This is a genomic window from Nonomuraea sp. NPDC049655 (assembly GCF_044465465.1).
In the GTDB taxonomy this organism is placed as follows: Bacteria; Actinomycetota; Actinomycetes; order Streptosporangiales; family Streptosporangiaceae; genus Nonomuraea.
On the sequence record NZ_JBITLS010000016.1, the window covers coordinates 197,693 to 212,705 of the forward strand.

Sequence of the window (15,013 nt, forward strand, 5' to 3'; positions counted from 1 at the left end):
CCGTGACCGGCATGGCCACTTCCATCAAGAGGATCGTCGCCGCGAGCCTGATCGGCACCACCATCGAGTGGTACGACTTCTTCCTGTACGGCTCGGCAGCCGCTCTCGTGTTCAACAAACTCTTCTTCCCCGAGTCCGATCCGCTGACCGGCACGCTGCTGTCGTTCCTCACCTACGCCGTCGGATTCGTCGCCCGCCCGCTCGGCGGCCTGGTCTTCGGCCACTTCGGCGACCGGGTGGGCCGCAAGACCCTGCTGGTGGTCAGCCTGCTGATGATGGGCGCCGCCACGTTCCTGATCGGCTGCCTGCCGACATACGCCACGCTCGGCTCGTCGGCGGCGCTGCTGCTGACCGCGCTGCGGCTCGTGCAGGGCTTCGCGCTCGGCGGCGAGTGGGGCGGCGCGGTGCTGATCGTGTCCGAGCACGGCGACACGAAGCGCCGCGGGTTCTGGGCCTCCTGGCCGCAGGCGGGCGCGCCCGGCGGGAACCTGCTGGCCACCGGCGTGCTGGCGGTGCTGGCCGCCTGGCAGTCCGACGAGGCGTTCCTGTCGTGGGGCTGGCGGATCCCGTTCCTGCTGTCGGGGGTGCTGGTGATGGTCGGGCTGTGGATCCGGCTGACGATCAGCGAGTCGCCGGTGTTCCAGCAGGCCGAGCCGGAGCCGACCGCGCCGATCGTGGGCGTGCTGCGGCACCACTGGAAGGACGTGCTCACCGCCATCGGCGCCCGGCTGGCCGAGAACATCTCGTTCTACCTGCTGACGGTGTTCGTCATCACGTACGCGAAGAACGCCAAGATCGACAACTCGACGGTGCTGACCGCGGTGCTGGTCGCCTCGGCGATCCACTTCGTCACGATCCCGATGTGGGGCGCGCTGTCGGACCGGGTCGGCCGCCGTCCGATCTACCTGGCCGGGGCCGCCGGGATCGGCGTGTGGATCTTCGCCTTCTTCCCGCTGGTGGACACCGGCAACTTCCTGGCGATCACCCTCGCGGTCACCGTCGGCCTGCTCTTCCACGGCATGATGTACGGCCCGCAGGCGGCCTTCTTCTCGGAGTTGTTCGGCACCAGGACGCGCTACACCGGCGTGTCGATCGGCGCCCAGCTCTCGGCGATCGTGGCCGGCGCGCTGGCCCCGCTGATCGCGGTGGCGCTGCTCAAGAGCTACTCCAGCAGCGTGCCGATCTCGGTCTACCTTGGCCTGGCGGCGGTGCTCACGCTGGTCGCCGTCTACACCGCCCGCGAGACCCAGGGACGCGACCTGGCCGAGAGGATCCACGCGCGATGAAGGTCACCACCCCCCGCCTCACGCAGCACGTCCTGACCGTCGAGGGCCGGACGTCCGGCGAGCCCGTGCTGTTCGTGCACGGCAACGTCTCCTCCGGCGCCTTCTGGCGCGACAGCATGGCCGCGCTGCCCGCCCGCTACCGCCCGCTCGCCCCCGACCTGCGCGGCTTCGGCGACACCGACCCCGAGCCGGTGGACGCCACCAGGGGCCTGCGCGACTGGTCCGACGACCTGGCCGAGCTGGTCGAGGCCCTCGGGCTCGACGGCGTGCACCTGGTCGGCTGGAGCCTCGGCGGCGGCGTCGTCCTGCAGCTCCTGCGCGACCGTCCTGAGCTGGTCAGGAGCGTCACGCTGGTCAACCCGATCTCCCCGTACGGCTTCGGCGGCACCGAGGGCCCGGACGGCACGCTCACCCACCCCGACGGCGCGGGATCGGGCGCCGGCGCGGCGAACCCGGACTTCGTGGCCCGGCTCAAGGCGGGCGACATGTCCGACGAATCTCCCACGTCCCCCCGCAACGTGCTCCGCACCGGCTACGTCAAGCACCCGCGGATCCCCGACGAGGACTTCTACCTGCGCTCCATGCTCACCACCCGCGTGGGCGAGGCCAACTACCCGGGCGACGCCGCCGGCTCCCCCGCCTGGCCCGGCGTGGCCCCCGGCAAGCACGGCGTGCTCAACGCGTGCGCCCCCACCCACTTCCGCCTGGACGACCTGCAGGAGATCGGCCCCAGGCCGCCCGTCCTGTGGATCAGGGGCGCCGACGACGTGATCGTCTCCGACACCTCGCTGTTCGACCTGGCCCACCTGGGCGCGATCGGCGTCGTGCCCGGCTCCCCCGGCACCCCGGCCCAGCCGATGGTGACCCAGACCAGGGCGGTGCTCGACCGCTACGGCCGCTACCGCGAGGTCGTGCTGGACGACTGCGGCCACAGCCCCCACCTGGAGCGGCCCGCCGAGTTCGGCCGCCTGCTGGCCGGGCACCTGGAGGAGGTCTGATGCTCGTCGCCCTCACCCTGGTCGCGAGCCTGCTCACCGCCCCCGCCGCGGGCGAGCTGACCGTGCCCGGCGCGGAGAAGCTGATCAGCGCCACCCTCGACGACCTGACCACGGCCGGCACCACGCTCACCGGCCACACCGACCCGGCCGACTGGGCCGGCCTGCACTCCAAGGCCACCGTCAACCCGACCGGCGTACCCGGCATCCAGCTCGACGGCTACTTCCCCGACACCTCCACCGGCAACGCCACGCACGGCTGGAACCACGACTCCCAGTTCGTGATCAGGCTGCCCGACCGGTGGAACGGCGGCCTGGTCGTCAGCGGCACCCCGGGCAACCGGGAGCAGTACGCCAACGACTACACGATCTCCGACTGGGTGCTGTCCAAGGGCTACGCGTTCGCCGCCACCGACAAGGGCAACGTGGGCGTCACCTTCCACGAGGACGGCCGCCGCCCCGGCGACGCCATCGCCGAGTGGAACGAGCGCGTCACCCAGCTCGCCGTGGCCGCCAGGTCCGTGGTCAGGCAGCGGTACGGCCGCCCGCCGGCCCGTACGTTCATGGCCGGCCTGTCCAACGGCGGCTACCTGGTCAGGTGGCAGCTGGAGAACCGCGGCTGGCTCTACGACGGCGGCGTGGACTGGGAGGGCACGCTCTTCCGGGTCAAGGGCGACAATCTGCTGAACTTCCTGCCGCCCGCGCTGAAGGCGTACCCGGACGAGGCGGGCGTGCGGGCGGCCGGGTTCGCGCCGGGGTCTGAGTTCCTGTGGCCCTTCCACCGGCAGTACTACTGGGAGCTCACCCAGCAGCTCTACCAGAAGGAGCTGGACCCGTCCTACGCGGGCGCGGCGGCCGACTACGACTACGGCGCGCGCCGGCCGTACGCCGCGATGGCCAGGATCGGGCTGACCGGCAGGATCACCAAGCCGCTGATCACGATCCACGGGACGCTCGACTCGCTGCTGCCGATCTCCCGCGACTCCGACGTCTACGCCAGGATGGTCGGCCCGCACCGCCCGTTCCGCTACCACCGGATCGAGGGCGGCAACCACCTCGACAGCCTCGTCGACGTCTATCCCGACCGGCTCAGGCCCATGCTCCCGGCCTTCAGGGACGCCTTCCAGGAGCTGGAGGGCTGGGTCACTCCTTGAGGTAGCGATGCCTGCCCGCGCGCGCCCAGCGCACGATGTGCCGCGCCCCGGGCAGGCGCCTGCCGAGGCGGTGGAGCGCGGTGTCCCGGCCCATGGGCGAGCGCCGCTGGGGGTTCACCGCGACGGCCGGGCGCGTCTCGACCCGGCCGCGGCGCACCTGGAGGCCGAACCGCAGCCCGATCTCCTCGTCGGACGAGCGCAGCGACGACAGCCAGGCGCCCGGCCCGAGCTGCTCCTCGCTCGGCATGTGCCGCCTGACCGGGATCTTGGCGACGAGCTGGCCGGCGAGCTTGCCCGGCACCCCGGCCTCGACCAGCGCGGGCGCGCACACCTCGCGTTCCCGGCGGCCGGTGCTGCGCAGCACCAGCTCCAGGGGCGGCCCACCGCTCGGCGGCACGTACGGGACCGGCAGCACGACGTACACGTGGCCGTCGAGCTGGCGGACGGTCACCCCCGGCGACACCAGCGCGATCGACTCCGAGAACGAGCGCGGCTCGACCGCCAGGCCCAGCTCCCCCTTGTCCGACCAGCACGGCACCACCAGCCGCATCCTGGGCCGCTGGGCCAGCACGCCCAGGCAGTTGAGCGGCCCCTCGGCCCGGCCGACCCGGCTCCTGGCCTGGTTGGCGCCGCTGAACATGCGGACGTGCACCTCCCACTGCCCGGGGCTGAGCGGCTGGCCCATCGCGGCGCTGGTCACGTCCAGGCGGGCCTCGCCCCTGATCTGCACGCGGACCCGGCGGCGGCCGTCGGGGAGACGTTCGACGTGCTGGCTGACCGGCAGGAAGTGCACCACGCCGGTCGTGCTGTGCCGGACGTAGACGTCGATGCGGGCCCGCTCGACGTCGGCCGTGATGTCGGTGACGTCGTCGGACAGCAGCTTGGTTTCGGCCGAGCGCGGCGGGATCCAGTGCAGGCGCTCGCCGTCCACGCGGTAGCGGTCGGGCAGGCCGTCGCCGGACATGACCTCCACGGTCAGGCCGAGCACCAGGATGTGGGCGTCCCAGCGCATCTCGGTGAGATCGGCGCGCAGGCCCGCGCGCCGGGTGGAGTTGGCGAACATGACGATCTGGTCCAGGCGTCCGCGCCGGACGAACGCGGCCACCGCCCGTAGCTGGACCGGCAGGTAGCGGTCGATCCGCTCGGGGAAACGCTCGCCGATGAGCTCCTGGACGACCCGGAAGTGCATGCCCCGGTCCACGGAGGAGTCGGCGAACCTGGCGGTCAGCAGCGGCCTGAGGACGGCCGAGCGGAACCAGTAGGCGTACATGCGGTCGCGCTGGCGGCCGGCGCCGACGTAGGTGTCGATGTCGGTGAGCAGCGTGCTCAGCCCGGCCACGATCACTCGGGGATCCTCCTCGGGCGCCTCGGGCCGCGGCCCGAGCTGGCAGCAGACCTCCTCGGCCAGGACGGCGATCACCTTGGCCGCGAGGTAGGCCCGCATCACGAACGCCTGCTCGGCCAGCCGGCCGCCGGGCATCCCGAAGCCCAGCTCGTGCTCCTCCAGGAAGGCCCGGCGGTAGAGCTGCTGCGGGACGAGCAGCGTCATCAGGCGCTCGCGCAGGATGTCGGCGCGGGCGCTGCTGCGCTCGAACGCCACCATCGGCGGCCCGTAGTCGCGGGCCAGCCGCCCGATCAGCACGTCGGCGTCGGTCTCGACCGCGCGCTCGTGCATGCGGGCCAGCGCGTCGCGGGCCAGCCGGTCGGTCTGGTCGAGGAAGTAGACGTAATCGCCCTCCGCCGTGGCCACGCCCATGTTGCGGCCGCGAGAGGGCGACCCGGTGTGCGGCAGGTGCAGCACGCGGACGTTCTCGCGGAGACCGGCGATGGTGTCCAGCCGTTCCCCGATGCCGTCCGTGGACCCGTCGTCCACGAAGATCACTTCGTAGTCGGCGGCGGGCAGCGTCTGCTCCAACGCGGAGCGGATGCACGCGTCCGCGGTGTCACCCGGGTTGTGGACATTGACGATCACACTGACCTTCACACCCATGCGGCCAGCGTGCGCCGCTCATACACGATCGGGTGAGACGGCTTGCCGATTACAGAAGAAGAGTTTGACCTGTTAGTACCATCCTGTGGACTGCGAGTGCCCCCACGCGCCACAAGGCGTGCCGTAACGGCCCTTGATGTAGCCGAGGCCCCACGCGATCTGGGTGGCCGCATTGGTCTGCCAGTCGCCGCCCGCGCTGGCCATCTTGCTGCCGGGCAGGGCCTGCGGGATGCCGTACGCGCCGGAGTAGCGGTTCATGGCCCGCTCGTTCCAGCCGCTCTCCTTCTGCCAGAGCAGCTCCAGACAGCCCCACTGGTCGGCGCCCCAGCCCTTGGCGGCGAGCATCTGCTTGGCGACGGCCTTGTTGCTGCCCGGCGAGGGGTTGCTGCCCGGCGGGAAGTTGGCGGGCGGGAAGCCGCTGCCGCCCGGCGCCTTCTTGGGCACGACCCAGTTGAGCTTCTTGGTGCCGCCGCGGTTCTTCTTGAGCAGGTCGGCCCGGTAGGCCTGCTCGGCGGCGTTCTTCAGCGCGTCGGTCTCGGGGTCGGGGGCGAACAGGTTGCCTCCGGCGAGCGCGCCGAGCTGCTCGGCCGTGAACGGATCGACCGGCGGCTTGCTGGCGTTGTCGACGGCGCGATAGGCGACGTAACCGCCACCGCCCACGACCACCACCAAGGACACGACGGCGACGGCGATGCGCTTGGGGGTGAAACGCGAAGGCCGGCGGCGCGCCGAGCGAAGGTCATCCTTCGGGGGGCGCTCACTCAACTGCGGACCGGGGCTCACGATCCATGAGCTTGCCCTGTCATGGGGGGTGGTCCGCAACCGGAACGCGGGATTCGGTTGACGTTCTCTTGGCCAACCAGCAGGTAACAACCTTTTTCACGAAAAATTGTGAATTTCGTCACAGGCTGGTTGGCGCCTCCCTTCGAGCGCCCGCACCGAAGGGAGGCCGCTTTCAGGCTTCCGCCCCATCTTCAGGATCTGATCCGCACCCGGTCACAGTTTGATGACACAACCCGGGTATAGGGGACATGGAATAATAATGTGCGCGTGGCCGGCATCCTCCTTGTAGAAGACGATCCCTCCGTCCGCACAGCCTTGGAGCTGGCGTTGACGCGACAGGGACATTCCGTCACGTCCTATGCGACGGGCGAGGAGGCTCTGGACCACATCCGCGCCCGCCGCCCCGAGATCGCGATCCTCGACGTCATGCTGCCCGGCATCGACGGCGTCGAGGTCTGCCGCCGCATCCGCAAGCTCGACCAGCTCCCCGTCATCCTGCTCACCGCCCGCGGCGACGACCTGGACGTGGTGGTCGGCCTGGAGGCGGGCGCCGACGACTACGTGGTCAAGCCGGTAGAGCCGCGGGTGCTCGACGCCCGCATCCGGGCCATCCTGCGCAGGGCCGAGTCCGCGACCTCCGACCGCATCACCTTCGGCGACCTCGTGATCGACCGGGGGGCGCTGAAGGTGACGCTGGCCAGCAAGGAGATCCACCTGACGCCGACCGAGCTGCGGCTGCTGCTGGAGCTGGTCCGGCATCCCGGCCAGGTGCTCAACCGCCGCTACCTGCTGCGGGTCGTCTGGGACCACACGCACGTCGCCGACTCGCGGCTGGTGGACGCCTGCGTCCAGCGCGTCCGCGCCAAGATCGAGCCGAGGCCGGCCGAGCCCGTCTTCATCCACACCGTGCGCGGGTTCGGCTACCGGTTCAGCCCTCCGTGATCCCGCTGCCCACCGGGCTGCGGGCGCGCCTGGTCATCACCTTCACCCTCGTCGCGGTCACCGCGTCGACGCTGGTCGCCACCATCGGCTTCGAGCTGGCCAAGACCGCGCTCGTGACCAGGGCCGAGACCACCTCCCTCGACCTGGTGACCCGCGAGCTCGGCCGGATCACCTTCCCCGTGGGCAAGCTCAGGCCGGGCGAGGCGGCGCCGTCCATGAAGGAGCTCGACCAGGTCGTCCGCACGCTGTCCAGTCCCGGCCGCAGCGTCCTGGTCGAGTACGGCAACCTGCTGTCCGCCGACGGCCCGATGACCATGAAGGACGTCCCCAACGAGCTGTACGGCCGGGCCAAGCAGAACGTCGTCACCCAGCGCAAGGTGATCGGCAACGAGCTGTGGCTCATCGTCGGCGCCGAGGTCCACCGGTTCGAGCCCGGCGTCGCCCCCGAGGCCACCGGGCTGCGCGCGTTCGTGTTCTTCCCGCTGCACGACGAGGAGAGCCAGCTCACGACGCTGCGCAACACGCTCACCCAGGGCGGCGCGGTGATCGTGCTGATCGCGCTGGTGGTGGCGCTGCTGTCGGCCCGGCAGGTGCTGCTGCCCGTACGGCGGCTCAGCGCGGCGGCGCAGGCGCTCGGCCAGGGCCGGCTGGACACCCGCCTGCCGGTGCACGGCCAGGACGAGCTGGCCGAGCTGACCGCCAGGTTCAACGACGCGGCGGCGGCGCTGGAGCTGAGCGTGTCGGAGCTGCGCTCGCTGGAGGCCATGTCCCGCAGGTTCGTGGCCGACGTCTCGCACGAGCTGCGCACGCCGCTCACCGCCATGACGGCCGTGGCCGACATGCTCTCGGAGGAGGCCGGCCGGCTGCCCGACGCGCCCGCGGAGGCCGTGCGGCTGGTGCTGCGCGAGATCGGGCGCCTGCGCGAGCTGGTCGAGCACCTGATCGAGGTCAGCAGGTTCGACGCCGGCACCGCGACGCTCAACGTCGAGCCCGTGAACGTCGCCGACGCCATCCTGGACTGCCTGGAGGTGCGCGGCTGGAGCGACGAGGTGGACGTGACCGCCTCCCAGGGCCTGACCGTCAATCTCGACCCGAGGAGGTTCGACGTCATCGTGGCCAACCTGGTCGGCAACGCGCTCAAGCACGGCCTGCCCCCGGTGGAGGTCACCGCGCGCGGCACCGAGAACGGCCTGGAGGTGAAGGTGCGCGACCACGGCAAGGGCATTCCCGCCGAGGCGCTGCCGCACGTCTTCGACCGCTTCTTCAAGGCGGGCGCGGGCCGGGCCCGCAGCCAGGGCAGCGGCCTCGGCCTGGCCATCGCGCGCGCCAACGTGCACCTGCACGGCGGCACGATCTCCGTACGCGCCCAGCAGCCGGGCACCCTGTTCACGGTCTGGCTGCCGCACCGATGAAGGCACCGATGAAGGCACCGACGACCGCACCCATGACCGCACCGATGATCGAGCGCCGGGTCCTCGTCGCCGCCGCGGCCCTGCTGGCCGTGGCGGCCTGCGGCATCTCACCGACCGACGTCCAGACCAAGGGCGCCGCGCCCACCATCAAGCTCCCGCCGCCCTCGAAGACCATCTACCTGATCAGGAACAAGCAGCTCACGCTCGAACCCGCCGACGTCGAGAGCGGCACTGTGGGCAGCCTGCTCGGCGCCCTCTTCGCCGCCTCCGACCAGCCGCTCGGCGACCGCACCACCGAGCTGCACGGCCTGGAGTACGTCGGCATGAAGGACTCGCTCGACCCCGTCCAGCGCGACGAGATGCAGCTCCCGCGCACCTCCACGCTGACCGTGTACTTCAAGGGCGACCGGCCGCTGAGCAGGCTCGGCAAGGCCCAGATCGTCTGCACCGCGCAGCAGGACTTCGCGTTCGAGCAGGTGAAGATCGTCCGGGAGAACGACGGCCGCCCCGCCAAGGCGGAGGGGCGGCCGTACACCTGCCGCGAGCTCAGGTGAGCCCGCCGCGGCTCACATCGTGATGTCCTCCAGCATCTCCGTCACCAGGGCGGCGATCGGCGAACGCTCGGACCTGGTGAGCGTGACGTGCGCGAAGAGCGGGTGGCCCTTCAGCTTCTCCACCACCGCCACCACGCCGTCGTGCCGGCCGACCCGCAGGTTGTCGCGCTGGGCGACGTCGTGCGTGAGCACCACCCGGGAGTTGGCGCCGATCCGGCTCAGCACCGTGAGCAGCACCCCGCGCTCCAGCGACTGGGCCTCGTCCACGATCACGAACGCGTCGTGCAGCGACCGGCCGCGGATGTGCGTCAGCGGGAGCACCTCCAGCATGCCCCGGTCGAGCACCTCCTCGATCACCTCGGGCGAGGTGATCGCGCCGAGCGTGTCGTAGACCGCCTGCGCCCACGGGCCCATCTTCTCGCCCTCGGTGCCCGGCAGGTAGCCGAGCTCCTGGCCGCCGACGGCGTACAGGGGGCGGAAGACGACCACCTTGCGGTGCTGGCGGCGCTCCAGGACCGCCTCCAGGCCCGCGCAGAGCGCCAGCGCCGACTTGCCGGTGCCGGCCCGGCCGCCCAGCGAGACGATGCCGATCTCCGGGTCCATCAGCAGGTCCAGCGCGATGCGCTGCTCGGCCGAGCGGCCGTGCAGGCCGAAGACCTCGCGGTCGCCGCGGACCAGGCGGACGGACTTGTCCGGCGCCACCCTGCCGAGCGCCGATCCCTTGGCCGACAACAGCCGCAGGCCGGTGTGCGCGGGCAGTTGCCTGCCCTCCTCCAGGTCGGCCACGCCCTTGTCGAAGAGGGTCTCGACGTCCTCGGCCGTCACCTGCAGCTCGGCCATCCCGGTCCAGCCGGACTCGACCACCAGCTCGGCGCGGTACTCCTCGGCCGCCAGGCCGATCGAGGCCGCCTTGACCCGCATGGGCAGGTCTTTGGAGACCAGGACGACGTCGCAGCCCTCTGCCGCGAGCGAGCGCGCGACGGTCAGGATGCGCGTGTCGTTGTCGCCCAGGCGGAACCCGACGGGCAGGATGGACGGATCGCTGTGGTTGAGCTCAACCCTGATCGTTCCATCCCCTGTCGGCATCGGCTCGTCGAGCCTGCCGTGCTGAACCCGCAGGTCGTCGAGGTAGCGCAGGGCCTTCCTCGCGAAGTAGCCGAGCTCGGGATGGTGCCGCTTACCTTCCAGCTCCGTGATGACCACGATGGGAAGGACGACGTCGTGCTCGGCGAAGCGCGTCAATGCCGCCGGGTCGGCCAGCAGGACCGAGGTGTCGAGCACGTACGTGCGCTTGGCCGGCTGGTGAGTAGGGTTGCTCGAGGACACTGCCACACGTTCTCCCCCGGGCGCCCATAGGTGCGGGCACCCTGCAGACGAGGTGGGAACCGGACCGGACCCGCGTCCCCGACCGCAACCTGCCGGCGGAGCCGGACTCCGGCCCCCCTCAGCAGATGTCGGTGCAAAGGCGGGCCCTCTCCGGGATGCCCGGCCTGTGGCCGGACACTTTCAACGTTACGTCCTGGATACCCGAATGTCGCATCAAGAACCGTAACGCCGGTGTCTCGCAGCGTAATCGCGCAGCGCCCGCAGGAAATCGACCCTGCGGAAGTCCGGCCAGTAAGCCTCGTGGAAGTAGAACTCGGAGTGAGCGCTCTGCCACAACATGAATCCGGACAGACGCTGCTCGCCCGACGTACGGATGAGGAGGTCCGGGTCGGGTTGGCCGCGAGTGTAGAGATGCTCCGCGATGTGTTCGACATCGAGGACCTCCACGAGGTCCTCGATGCTGGCGCCCTTACTCGCATGCTCCTGGAGGAGTGAGCGCACCGCATCGGCAATCTCACGTCTTCCTCCATACCCAACTGCAACGTTCACAATCAGGCCCGGACGGTGTGATGACGCTTCTTTTGCATTTTTCAGGACATTGGCCGTGCGGTCGGGGAGGAGGTCGAGCGCCCCCACCGGGCTGATCCGCCAGCCCTCGTCCACGAGCTCCTGGACCACGTCCTCGATGATGCGCAGCAGCGGCTCCAGCTCCTCGCGCGGCCGGTTGAGGTTGTCGTTGGACAACATCCAGACGGTGACGACCTCGACGCCCGTCTCCCGGCACCAGCCGAGCAGCTCCGAGATCTTGTCCGCGCCCTTGCGGTGGCCGGTCGCCACGTCGCGCATGCCCATGGCGCGCGCCCAGCGGCGGTTGCCGTCGATGATGACCCCGACATGCCGGGGAACGCTGTCCTTGGACAGCTTGGTCTCCAGCCTGTGTTCGTACAGCCGGTAGACCAGGTCGCGCAGGCCCACGGAGTGCCTCCCCAGCGGTGCTGTGCCTTTGGTCGAATGACCCAACAGGCAATTATCACCGCGTTTCGCCCGTGCCTGCTCCCCCAATGGGATTCCTGGCGAGATCTCTTCCGCCGAGACACCCCTCGGCTTCATGGACCAGTTCGCGGACGAACTCGGACAACTCCGCAGACGTCAGGACGGCCCTCATACCCACGCCGGAGGCCCCCCACGCCTCGACGTAGGCCCTGCGGGTCAGCCGCCACTGACCCGGCGCGGGCTGCCAGATGGGGATGGTGCGCAGCTGGCAGCGCAACTCGCCGCCGCCCACCAGCCCCGAGCGGGTGCGGTAGCGGAAGGAGAACAGCTCGCTCTCCGGCTCCTCGTCGGGGAAGCGGTCGTCGGGGTCGTTCCACCGCCGGGCCGCCCCCCTTCCCTGCCGCGCCTCGTCGACCCCGCGCGCCAGGCGCGCGAGCAGCCAGCCGCACCGCTCCCCCACGCTGCCGTACGGCGTGCCATCGCGATGGAGCTCAAGGGTGATCTCGTACGGCGTGCCGACGGTGTCCGTGCACGCCACCGGCGTGACGGTCAGGTACGATCCATCGACACAGCGTAGTCCCCCCACGCTCTTCCCCGTTTCCGGCCCCAAGTCAGCTAAACCCGTAGAAACCCCTGGCTGTGTCCCCGAGCACCCGGTCCCGGTCGGTTCCGCCGAGCAGCGCGCCGGTGACCTCCCAGACCGTCCGGTAGTCGGCCGCCTGCAGGGCCACCGGCCAGTCGCTGCCGGCCATCAGCCGGTCCGGGCCGAACAGCTCGACGGCGTGCTCCACGTACGGCCGCAGGTCCTCCACCGTCCAGTTCCGGTGGTCGGCCTCGGTGACCAGGCCGGAGACCTTGGCGTACACGTTGGGGAAGCGGGAGGCGCGGGCCAGGCCGCCGGCCCACGGCTCCCACTCGTGGTCCCTGATGCGCGGCTTGGACAGATGGTCGATGACGATCTTCAGGGACGGGTGTCGCCCGGCCAGCGTGACCACGTGGTCGAGGTGCCTGGGCAGCAGCGAGACCACGTCGAACGTCAGCCCGGCCGCCGCGAGCAGGCCCAGCGACTCCAGCACCTCGTCGCGGACCAGCCAGTCGGGGTCGGGCTCGTCGTGGATCAGGTGCCGGACGCCGCGGAACTTCGGATGGGCGGCGTACCGGGCGATCGCCTCGGCGGCCTCGTCCGGGCGCAGCAGCGGGATCCATCCGACCACCGCGCCGACGAAGTCGTGGGCGTCGGCCAGGGCCAGCAGGGCGTCGGTCTCGGCACCGGAGTCGGCGGCCTGCACCAGCACCGTCCGGTCCACACCGGCCCGCGCCAGCTCAGGGGCCAGGTCGTGCGGCGCGTACGTCCGGTGGAGCACGCCCGCCTCGGGGGTGAGCCAGGGGTAGTCGCCGGTTTCGAGGTCCCAGAAATGCTGGTGCGCATCGACAATCACCCCCCAAACCTAGGATGTCTCGATATTTCAGAGCAAGGGGTGCCAGCCGTGCTGACGCCAGCCCGGCGGCTGGTGCCACTCGGTCCAGCCGAAGCCGGTGCCGCCGTCGTCGGACTCCAGCTCGCACAGCGCCCTCGGGAACTCGGCCACCGCCCCGTCGGGCGAGACCAGCCTCACGGGGGCGAACGCGACCGGCCGCACGGTCACCGCGCGGCCCGGGAAGCTCAGCAGCGTCTGCGCCGGACGGTCGCCGTCGAACCGGGTGCCGGCCGCGAAGCCGTCCGCGTGCTCGATCCCGCCGCCCGGCGGCACCGTGAACGCCGGCCACGGCAGCGGCATGCCCAGGTTGACCTGCGTGCCGTGCAGGTGGGTGCCGTCGGAGAGGCGGCCGCTGCTCCACGTCCAGGACAGCGACCACCAGTCCCTGACGCCCCAGCTGTGGTCGCGCTCGCCGTGGCCGTGGAAGGGGCGGCCGTCGACCGTCCCGGTCACCTCGCAGGGGACCTCATAGCGGGGGGTGAGCTGGTAGCCGTACACACCGCCGCGGGTGTGCCATTCGAGGTCGAGCGACAGGCCGGGGGCGGCCAGGCGCAGCCGCGCGGTGCGCAGGGGGTCGGTCGCGGCCAGGTCGGCCTCGTAGGCGTCGGCGGAGATCGTCAGGCCGGTCGGCGGGGCCTCGTGGTCGGTGATCTCCACCGGGCCGCCGCCGCGCCGGACGAGCCGGGCCCAGAACCAGCTGCGCTTCCAGTTGGGGTAGAGCCCGATGCGCACGTATCCGCCCAGTTCGCCGTCGTCGGCGACGAAGTCGAGGTAGTAGGACTCGTTCCACAGTGGGTCGTCGCCCGGCGGGTGGAGCTGCTCGTCCTGCTCGCCGAGGGGCCAGTCGCCCATGTTGACGATGCGCATGCCGTACCGCCTCCCAAGCGCTTGCTACACGCAAAGCCTAGCGGCGATCACGGCGGAACACGAAGAGCAGGCGAGCCCACCCGCGCGGCCTCGCGGCCGGCATGAGGCCGCGGGCGCGCAGCCAGGCGGCGAAGTCGTCGGCGTCGGCCCGGTAGCCGGGCGGCGGGACGGCACGGGCCGCCGCGTAGGCGGCGAACTCCGCGGCCAGGGCGGCCCCGGCGGCACGGGCGGCGTCCGGGCGGAGCCTGGCCACCACGCCGCGCCGTTTGGCGAGCAGCGCGGACGCCTGCACGCGCAGCCGTCCGGCGTCGAAGCCCACCGGCGGATCCGCCCCGGCCACCAGGCACGCGACGACCCGCCCCTGCGCCTCCGCCAGCCGCGCCCGCGCCCCGTCACTCACCGCGCCCGCCCACGGTCTGCTCCACTGAGGACATGGCGGCTCGGATGCGGGTCAGCTCGCCGGCGAGCGCGGCGTCGCCGGGGTAGTCGTCGTCCCACTCCAGCAGCACCCCCGGCGGCCTGGTCCGGGCGCACAGCTCGGTCAGCAGGCCGAGGACGGCCGGCGGCACGGCGGCGGTGTGCGTGTCGTGCCAGATCCCGTGGTGCTCGTGCCCGCCGGCCACGTGCACGTACGCCAGGTGCTCCAGCGGCAGCGCGTCCAGCGCGTCCACGGCCGACAGCCCCAGGTTGACCTGGGCGGCGTACAGGTTGGCGACGTCCACCAGCAGCCCCACCCCGGTACGCTCCACGACCTCGGCCAGGAAGCGGGCCTCGGTCAGCTCGTCGTCCGGCCAGCCGAAGATCGCCGCCACGTTCTCCAGGGCCAGCGGCACGGGCAGCGCCTCCTGGGCCAGCCGCACGTTCTCCACGACGATCTCCAGCGACTCCCGCGTCCGCGGCACCGGAAGCAGGTGCCCCGCCTCCACGCCGCCCCCGCGGACGAACGCCAGGTGCTCGCTGACCAGCGGCGAGTCCAGGGCCCGCGCGCAGGCCGCGAGGTGGGCGAGCCGGGCCGGGTCCGGCGGCTCGGCGCCGCCGACGCCGAGCGAGACGCCGTGCGGGATCACCGGCACGCCCCTGGCCCGCAGCACGCGCAGCGACTCGGGCAGGTCGCCGGGGTCGATGTTCTCGGCCACCACCTCGACGAACCCGACGCCCGCCATCCGCTCGATCGTCAGGTCGAGCTCCGGCCGCCACCCGATGCCCACCCCAAGGTCCGGCAGGTCCGGCATG

General features: G+C 71.5%; 15 protein-coding genes. 6 read left to right on the top strand and 9 right to left on the bottom strand.

Going from position 1 to position 15,013, the window contains the following annotated elements:
- Window positions 1-11: 11 nt before the first annotated feature.
- The 3 genes from ACIBQ6_RS41725 to ACIBQ6_RS41735 are packed head-to-tail and all read left to right on the top strand — an operon-like array spanning window position 12 to window position 3,435.
- A complete protein-coding gene (locus tag ACIBQ6_RS41725; protein ID WP_352352960.1) occupies window positions 12-1,286 on the top strand; it encodes an MFS transporter in 1,275 nt (424 codons plus the stop codon).
- A complete protein-coding gene (locus ACIBQ6_RS41730; RefSeq protein WP_397218546.1) occupies window positions 1,283-2,284 on the top strand; it encodes an alpha/beta fold hydrolase in 1,002 nt (333 codons plus the stop codon). The genes ACIBQ6_RS41725 and ACIBQ6_RS41730 overlap by 4 nt, the downstream gene beginning before the upstream one ends.
- Window positions 2,284-3,435, top strand: coding sequence for an alpha/beta hydrolase family protein (locus tag ACIBQ6_RS41735; protein ID WP_397218547.1), 1,152 nt, complete (start codon window positions 2,284-2,286; stop codon window positions 3,433-3,435). Before ACIBQ6_RS41730 ends, ACIBQ6_RS41735 begins: the two co-directional genes overlap by 1 nt.
- On the opposite strand, the gene ACIBQ6_RS41740 is transcribed toward ACIBQ6_RS41735, so the two are convergent.
- Both ACIBQ6_RS41740 and ACIBQ6_RS41745 read right to left on the bottom strand, forming a co-directional pair.
- Window positions 3,425-5,425 carry a glycosyltransferase family 2 protein gene (locus ACIBQ6_RS41740; protein WP_397218548.1) on the bottom strand — a complete coding sequence of 667 codons (2,001 nt, stop codon included), beginning with the start codon at window positions 5,423-5,425 and terminating at the stop codon, window positions 3,425-3,427. The two genes, ACIBQ6_RS41735 and ACIBQ6_RS41740, sit on opposite strands and share 11 nt — an antisense overlap.
- A 72-nt stretch (window positions 5,426-5,497) precedes the next feature.
- A complete protein-coding gene (locus tag ACIBQ6_RS41745) occupies window positions 5,498-6,097 on the bottom strand; it encodes a lytic transglycosylase domain-containing protein (protein WP_358294621.1) in 600 nt (199 codons plus the stop codon).
- A gap of 378 nt (window positions 6,098-6,475) precedes the next feature.
- Between ACIBQ6_RS41745 and ACIBQ6_RS41750 the strand changes: the two genes are divergently transcribed.
- Genes ACIBQ6_RS41750 through ACIBQ6_RS41760 form a run of 3 tightly spaced genes read left to right on the top strand, consistent with a single transcriptional unit; the run spans window position 6,476 to window position 9,116 of the window.
- Window positions 6,476-7,150 (top strand): response regulator transcription factor, encoded by a 675-nt coding sequence (locus ACIBQ6_RS41750; RefSeq protein WP_125636689.1) that lies wholly within the window; start codon window positions 6,476-6,478, stop codon window positions 7,148-7,150.
- A complete protein-coding gene (locus ACIBQ6_RS41755) occupies window positions 7,147-8,562 on the top strand; it encodes a HAMP domain-containing sensor histidine kinase (RefSeq protein WP_358294469.1) in 1,416 nt (471 codons plus the stop codon). The genes ACIBQ6_RS41750 and ACIBQ6_RS41755 overlap by 4 nt, the downstream gene beginning before the upstream one ends.
- A 32-nt stretch (window positions 8,563-8,594) precedes the next feature.
- The gene (locus tag ACIBQ6_RS41760) at window positions 8,595-9,116 is read left to right on the top strand and encodes a hypothetical protein (RefSeq protein ID WP_397218549.1); all 522 of its coding nucleotides are present in this window, start codon (window positions 8,595-8,597) and stop codon (window positions 9,114-9,116) included.
- A 12-nt stretch (window positions 9,117-9,128) separates the two neighbouring features.
- Here ACIBQ6_RS41760 and ACIBQ6_RS41765 read toward each other — a convergent pair whose 3' ends face one another.
- The 7 genes from ACIBQ6_RS41765 to ACIBQ6_RS41795 form a co-directional block, all read right to left on the bottom strand.
- A complete protein-coding gene (locus tag ACIBQ6_RS41765; RefSeq protein ID WP_352352966.1) occupies window positions 9,129-10,448 on the bottom strand; it encodes a PhoH family protein in 1,320 nt (439 codons plus the stop codon).
- 207 nt (window positions 10,449-10,655) lie between these two features.
- Window positions 10,656-11,417: an isoprenyl transferase gene (locus ACIBQ6_RS41770; protein ID WP_357974621.1), complete on the bottom strand. Its 762-nt coding sequence runs from the start codon at window positions 11,415-11,417 to the stop codon at window positions 10,656-10,658.
- 55 nt (window positions 11,418-11,472) lie between these two features.
- Window positions 11,473-11,973, bottom strand: coding sequence for a hypothetical protein (locus ACIBQ6_RS41775; protein WP_358294473.1), 501 nt, complete (start codon window positions 11,971-11,973; stop codon window positions 11,473-11,475).
- A gap of 73 nt (window positions 11,974-12,046) precedes the next feature.
- Entirely contained in the window at window positions 12,047-12,874 is an 828-nt protein-coding gene (locus ACIBQ6_RS41780) for an amidohydrolase family protein (protein ID WP_397218551.1), read from the bottom strand.
- Window positions 12,875-12,901: 27 nt separating this feature from the next.
- The gene (locus ACIBQ6_RS41785; protein ID WP_397218552.1) at window positions 12,902-13,780 is read right to left on the bottom strand and encodes a hypothetical protein; all 879 of its coding nucleotides are present in this window, start codon (window positions 13,778-13,780) and stop codon (window positions 12,902-12,904) included.
- Between the two features lie 37 nt (window positions 13,781-13,817).
- Entirely contained in the window at window positions 13,818-14,180 is a 363-nt protein-coding gene (locus ACIBQ6_RS41790; protein WP_397218553.1) for a hypothetical protein, read from the bottom strand.
- Window positions 14,173-15,012, bottom strand: a complete 840-nt coding sequence (locus tag ACIBQ6_RS41795) for a DUF692 family multinuclear iron-containing protein (RefSeq protein WP_397218554.1) — start codon at window positions 15,010-15,012, stop codon at window positions 14,173-14,175. Before ACIBQ6_RS41795 ends, ACIBQ6_RS41790 begins: the two co-directional genes overlap by 8 nt.
- Between the last annotated feature and the right edge of the window lies 1 nt (window position 15,013).